Below are 4,972 nucleotides of genomic sequence, written 5' to 3' on the forward strand. Positions count from 1 at the left end.
TTAACTAATGTGACTTTATTATCATTCGTTGTAAGCTTAATATCAGCAAATGGTGGCAAATGAGCCATCTTAGTCATGCCATTGCTGACAATAATTACTGTGTTGTTTAATTCTTCTTTACTTAACTGATCTAGCTCTACTTGTTTAAATTCCAAAGACGGCACCCCTCGTGTTATAATGTGTGTGCGGAACGGGGGAAACCTCGTCTTTTTTTATTTAAAAGCCCATTTCAATAAGAAAAATATTACTTTTAAAACAGCTGCTAATGCAACCATTGTTGATAATGCGATTATTAATAAGATAGTTAAACCTTTAATTATTTCTACTACTTCTCTCATGTGTGCCTCCTAAAATGGCAGATCATCATCTTTAATATCAATTTCACTACCGTAATTTTGTTGCTTGTAATTATTCGGGTTAGCTTGGTAATTTTGCTGATGCTCTTTTTCATCATTATTTGTTGACTTACTGCCAATGAACGTTATTTGCTGAACATTGCAGTCATGAGTATAAACCTTCATGCCTTGAGCGTTCTCATAGCTTCCTGTCTGCCATGATCCACTTATTCCGATTTCCTTACCTTTTTCAACATTTGCTAAAAGTTCGGCTGTTTTTCTGAAAGCTTTTAATCTAATAAAGTCGGCTTCTACGCCGTCACCTGTTTTAAATACTCGTTTAACAGCTATTGTCACTGATGCCAGTGCTATTCCACTTGAGCTGTATTTTAAATCAGCAACATTTGTTAATCTGCCTATTAAATTTACTGAATTCATTTACATTCTCCTTTTCTTTTAAATACTCCTACCCCAAAACATTCATCTATTACTTGTTTCGCCGTTTTAAACCTCAATGGGTCCGCTTTTTTAAGGCATCCCAAGTGTACAAATTCATCATCTACGCCGCGCGTTTCGTCAAAGTAGTAGTTATCTTCCCAAACGTCTTCAAAACAATACGGGCATAATCCATAATAGATTCCAGATGCCATTTTTAATCAGAACCATTTTCTTGAGCTAATGCTTCATCAAAACTCATATCATTTAACATTAATTTTTCAATTCTTTCGATTACATCAGTTAAAGGGATGTGCTGTTCATCTGCAAAATCAATCATTTTGTCCATTTCTTCCTTCGTATACGCCGCTTTACTTCTGTATGCTGATACTCTCATTTTATCCCCTCCAACAGTTCAGGATTATCAAACTTGTTGCCAATGATTTCATGCCCCTGCGCTACTGTATAATGTTCTCCAGTATTCCTATGCCCTAATCTATAATCACTATTTTTAAGGACAACTGCATATCCAGATTCTTGGATAAGAAACGCTACATAACCGATATATCCTTTTTCATTTTTAAGAATATCACCCTCGTAAATCTCCACGCCGTTTTTATCTTTCAAACCCGTGTATTGGCTTATTGTTTCCGGAATAACAGATACCCACCACCCAAGGTTTAAATACTCGTCATTAATTTCTACAACATCCCCTACAATCACAGGATTTGATCCGTTTTGTATTAAATTTCCAGTGACCCATCCGTTTTCAATTTTGACTCCCATTAATTCTAGCTCTTCATTATCTTCAAGCACTTTCCCTCTAAACTTAATTTCGCTCATGACCTAACCCCCATTCCGCAAATACTTGCAGGACTTCGAATTGTTGTTTTACTGTTAGCTTAAAATAAGCATATTTAACTCTTTTCTCTAATAAATCTTCGCCAATTAAATGCATCATATACCAGATAGAAGAAATTGGTTTGTCTCCATCATCACTATTCGCGTATGCTTTCAGCCAATCAAGTACAATCTGCTGATTCTCGTTAAGCGTATGCTCCTCCTTGACTTGCTCCAAATACACGTCGATAGACTCTAAAATAAAGTCGTATTCTCTAGCGACACTGCCAACAATTGCTGGTGTTCCTCCAAGTTCAACACCAAAACTAAGATTTTTTTGTTCTTCAATATATTCTCTAAAATCAATTAAGTTACTCATTCTAAACCCTCCATTTTTAATAGTTTAAGATTTCTTATTTTGTGACCATCATTTTTGAGGGTCACAAAAAATCAGTTAAACTGACCGACATTGTTTTCGGTCAGTCTGACACGATCCCTTTTGAGGCGACCGACAACAATGTCGGTCGCTATTCGATTTTGTGTATTGCTTTCATTCCCTCACACCTTCCTCATATTTTTAAAACTGACCACACATTTATAATTGTGTTCCTTTAGATTCCAATCATCTTCTGGTTCTGATATCGTGATATAAATAACTGCTGAAGCATCATTAACTTTGTTAACATTACCGATAAAATCACGTTTCCATCCTGCAACATCAGAACAAAGCACTGTGTCGCCTTTTTTAAAAATAGATTTCTTAGGGTTCTTAGGATTTTTAGTAGGAAGGTCTAATAAAAGACCTCCTTCCGCTATTTGATTGCTTCCTTTTTCAGATAATTTCATTGCTAATCCTCCTTGCTATCGTCTGACCATGCTGCCCAAAAATCGAAATTGTAACCTTCGTCTCTCGGATTATCATCCATACGAGTAGGGTCTCTGATTAGACATGTTTGCTTAATCACCTTTGGTTCATCCTCTAACTCTTCGATTATGTCCTCTGGTATTTCTATTGACTCAAGCTGTACATGCTCATCCTCGTCTGCTTCGTTATCCATTAGCCAATCTTTTTCCTCTTCATAGTCTTTCTCTGCTTCGAATAGGGTAGTTCTCCATCTCCCTGTATTTTTTGAACTTTCATATCTGTATAATTTCATTCTGATTCCTCCAGTAATTCGATTAAATCAATCTGGCCAGCTGGTTTAAAGTTCATCCATAAAACTTCCTCACGCTTAGAGCCTGCTTCGCCGTTGGTTGAAAAATATTCTTTATGCCATCCTTTTAACCATGAGTTGTACATATCATTTTCATATCCAGATAAAATCACATACCCTTTAAAATCTACAAGGCAGTCAAGCAGTGCTTCATGATCTGCATCCGTGTATTCATGTTTATAATGTCTTTTTGACCTTGTTTCTAATAAATACGGTGGATCAACATAAGTCAGAACGCCTTTACGGTTGTATCTATCTAGCAATTTAATAGCATCTTGATGTTCGATTTGAGCATCTTTCAAACGATTTGCAACATCCGCTACTCTAGTTCCAACCTCTCGCCATTCTTTTGTAGTATTAGGACCATTTGAATCAATTAACGAGCGCCAACCTGTAATGTCGCTCGTTTTCGCTCCGATTGCTTGCCAACATCGAATCATCAGCCTTCTTGCATCTTCCAAAGAATCAGAAGAAGTTTCATAGCTTGCCTTATATTCTTCCCTACTCAATGGAGTCAATTGTAATTTTTCAATTAACTCGTTCGGTTGCTCACGACATACTTTAAAAAAATTAACTATTCTGCTATCCATATCGTTGATTGTTTCAACTTTTACTTTTAATCTTTCTGCTAGCTCCTTTGCGGTTCCGATACCTAACAGCTCGTCGCCTTTATATACTGCATATTCCATTACTCCACCTTATTTCTTTAATTTTCAAGCCAATTATGCAATGGAACTTTCATTGTGCTTCCAGTGCTTTTCATTGATGCTTTACTAGTCATTTCTTGTTCGATTTTCCTATTTTTTTCTTGATCGAATTTATCGATTAAAGCTTGGGCATCTTCAACAGTTTTAACCCCTTGCATTTCCCAGCGTTTCATTGTGTTTTCAGCGTATTTGAAGTTGTCAGCTGAATACTCGGCGGCATTCTTTATCGCTAGACAAACGATTTCCTCTTGACCACCAAAATCATTTATCCACTCGGCGATGGATTGGGCGATGACTTGGTTCATTGGTTTTTTAGGAAAGGCTAACTCGTACATTTCACCTGCGCTAGTTGAATTTATATTTGATAAATTAGCTGTAGAAGAAGTAAAGACATTATTAACATTCTTCTTTTGTGTTAAGTTGTTGTTAACTTGCTGGTAACTTGATGTTAAAGTGCTGTTAACTTGTTGTGAGAACTCCTGTGAACTTTCTTCATCTTCCGACTTAGAAAACCAATCGTCCGTAAGGGTTACGACGGTAAATTTGCTGTTAACTTTCCTGTTAAGAATTCCCATTTTTTCAAATTTCTTTAAATAATTTTCCCACGTAGACTCAGATTTTTTTTCTTTAGCTGAAATCCCTTGATTAAGTTCTGCAGTTGCTTCTTTTCTTCCCCAAACTAGTTGATTAATATCTAACTGAACCTCTTGATTGCCAATAAAAATCTTACCCGGCTTAAATCTAGCTTTAAACATAAGATAGGACCAAAGCTTATAATAGTAAGGATTCTGGAAGACGATACTATCTTGCATTTTTCTATGAACTTGTATAAAACCTTCCACGTTTCAACCCTCCTATGCAATATAAACTGGCGTACCTGTGATAGCCTGTATTTCTTTTTTAAAACGTTCAGCATCTGAATTGCTGTCTGATAGATGAATCAACCAAACCTCTTGTAATTGACTAAAATCATTCGCTTTAATGAACGCTTTAACGTTTTCTAAAGAGAAGTGACTCTTTAATATCCTGTTTTTTAGAAAGGCACCAATACGCCCATTTTTCACATTCTCATTTAAAATATCTAAAGCATAATTACACTCGATCATTAAATGAGTGATCCCTTTAAATTTGTAACGTATATAATAAGTGTCTGTTGCAAACAATAATTTTTCGTTTGTTTTATTTGATTGAATTAGATAGCCTAAAGGCTCGCTCGCATCGTGTTCTGTTGGAAAAGGAATAATACTCCAATTTCCTATTTGCTTCTGTTTAAGTGGCTCTAAACAATGAACCCGATAACTTGGAAGCTTTAAAGTTTCTTGTGTTCCTTTACTAGTGAAAATATCAATACTAGTTGTTTTTAATAGCTCGTTAGCATATTTAGAGTGATCTCCATGTTCATGAGTGATTAAGCAGCCGTCTACCGACTGCCAATCACATT

11 protein-coding genes are annotated in these 4,972 nt (G+C 35.9%); all 11 read right to left on the reverse strand.

Annotation, left to right across the window (positions count from 1 at the left end; all coding sequences use genetic code 11):
- Positions 1-164, reverse strand: a 164-nt coding sequence (locus CDIMF43_RS13630; protein ID WP_233218352.1) for an XtrA/YqaO family protein, incomplete at its 3' end; no start/stop codon positions are given.
- A gap of 48 nt (positions 165-212) precedes the next feature.
- Positions 213-338, reverse strand: a complete 126-nt coding sequence (locus CDIMF43_RS13905; RefSeq protein ID WP_269845354.1) for a hypothetical protein — start codon at positions 336-338, stop codon at positions 213-215.
- 9 nt (positions 339-347) lie between these two features.
- Positions 348-773: a single-stranded DNA-binding protein gene (locus CDIMF43_RS11190; RefSeq protein WP_109842008.1), complete on the reverse strand. Its 426-nt coding sequence runs from the start codon at positions 771-773 to the stop codon at positions 348-350.
- 214 nt (positions 774-987) lie between these two features.
- Positions 988-1,167, reverse strand: a complete 180-nt coding sequence (locus CDIMF43_RS11200; RefSeq protein ID WP_109842010.1) for a hypothetical protein — start codon at positions 1,165-1,167, stop codon at positions 988-990.
- Positions 1,164-1,613 carry a YopX family protein gene (locus tag CDIMF43_RS11205; protein ID WP_109842011.1) on the reverse strand — a complete coding sequence of 150 codons (450 nt, stop codon included), beginning with the start codon at positions 1,611-1,613 and terminating at the stop codon, positions 1,164-1,166. The genes CDIMF43_RS11200 and CDIMF43_RS11205 overlap by 4 nt, the downstream gene beginning before the upstream one ends.
- Positions 1,600-1,989: a hypothetical protein gene (locus CDIMF43_RS11210; RefSeq protein WP_109842012.1), complete on the reverse strand. Its 390-nt coding sequence runs from the start codon at positions 1,987-1,989 to the stop codon at positions 1,600-1,602. Before CDIMF43_RS11210 ends, CDIMF43_RS11205 begins: the two co-directional genes overlap by 14 nt.
- A gap of 179 nt (positions 1,990-2,168) precedes the next feature.
- Positions 2,169-2,456, reverse strand: a complete 288-nt coding sequence (locus tag CDIMF43_RS11215; RefSeq protein ID WP_109842013.1) for a DUF2187 domain-containing protein — start codon at positions 2,454-2,456, stop codon at positions 2,169-2,171.
- Positions 2,457-2,458: 2 nt separating this feature from the next.
- Positions 2,459-2,767, reverse strand: coding sequence for a DNA-directed RNA polymerase subunit delta (locus tag CDIMF43_RS11220; RefSeq protein ID WP_109842014.1), 309 nt, complete (start codon positions 2,765-2,767; stop codon positions 2,459-2,461).
- Positions 2,764-3,513, reverse strand: coding sequence for a DNA adenine methylase (locus tag CDIMF43_RS11225; RefSeq protein ID WP_109842015.1), 750 nt, complete (start codon positions 3,511-3,513; stop codon positions 2,764-2,766). The genes CDIMF43_RS11220 and CDIMF43_RS11225 overlap by 4 nt, the downstream gene beginning before the upstream one ends.
- A 17-nt stretch (positions 3,514-3,530) precedes the next feature.
- Positions 3,531-4,373 carry a DnaD domain-containing protein gene (locus CDIMF43_RS11230; RefSeq protein ID WP_109842016.1) on the reverse strand — a complete coding sequence of 281 codons (843 nt, stop codon included), beginning with the start codon at positions 4,371-4,373 and terminating at the stop codon, positions 3,531-3,533.
- 12 nt (positions 4,374-4,385) lie between these two features.
- On the reverse strand, positions 4,386-4,972 hold a 587-nt coding region (locus tag CDIMF43_RS11235), incomplete at its 5' end, for an MBL fold metallo-hydrolase (protein ID WP_109842017.1).

It is taken from the genome of Carnobacterium divergens (assembly GCF_900258435.1).
In the GTDB taxonomy this organism is placed as follows: domain Bacteria; phylum Bacillota; class Bacilli; order Lactobacillales; family Carnobacteriaceae; genus Carnobacterium; species Carnobacterium divergens_A.

Bases quoted from the DNA above. Each gene is read 5' to 3' on its own strand.
- CDIMF43_RS13905 (WP_269845354.1), bottom strand. From the start codon at position 338: ATGAGAGAAGTAGTAGAAATAATTAAAGGTTTAACTATCTTATTAATA.
- CDIMF43_RS11190 (WP_109842008.1), bottom strand. From the start codon at position 773: ATGAATTCAGTAAATTTAATAGGCAGATTAACAAATGTTGCTGATTTA.
- CDIMF43_RS11200 (WP_109842010.1), bottom strand. From the start codon at position 1,167: ATGAGAGTATCAGCATACAGAAGTAAAGCGGCGTATACGAAGGAAGAA.
- CDIMF43_RS11205 (WP_109842011.1), bottom strand. From the start codon at position 1,613: ATGAGCGAAATTAAGTTTAGAGGGAAAGTGCTTGAAGATAATGAAGAG.
- CDIMF43_RS11210 (WP_109842012.1), bottom strand. From the start codon at position 1,989: ATGAGTAACTTAATTGATTTTAGAGAATATATTGAAGAACAAAAAAAT.
- CDIMF43_RS11215 (WP_109842013.1), bottom strand. From the start codon at position 2,456: ATGAAATTATCTGAAAAAGGAAGCAATCAAATAGCGGAAGGAGGTCTT.
- CDIMF43_RS11220 (WP_109842014.1), bottom strand. From the start codon at position 2,767: ATGAAATTATACAGATATGAAAGTTCAAAAAATACAGGGAGATGGAGA.
- CDIMF43_RS11225 (WP_109842015.1), bottom strand. From the start codon at position 3,513: ATGGAATATGCAGTATATAAAGGCGACGAGCTGTTAGGTATCGGAACC.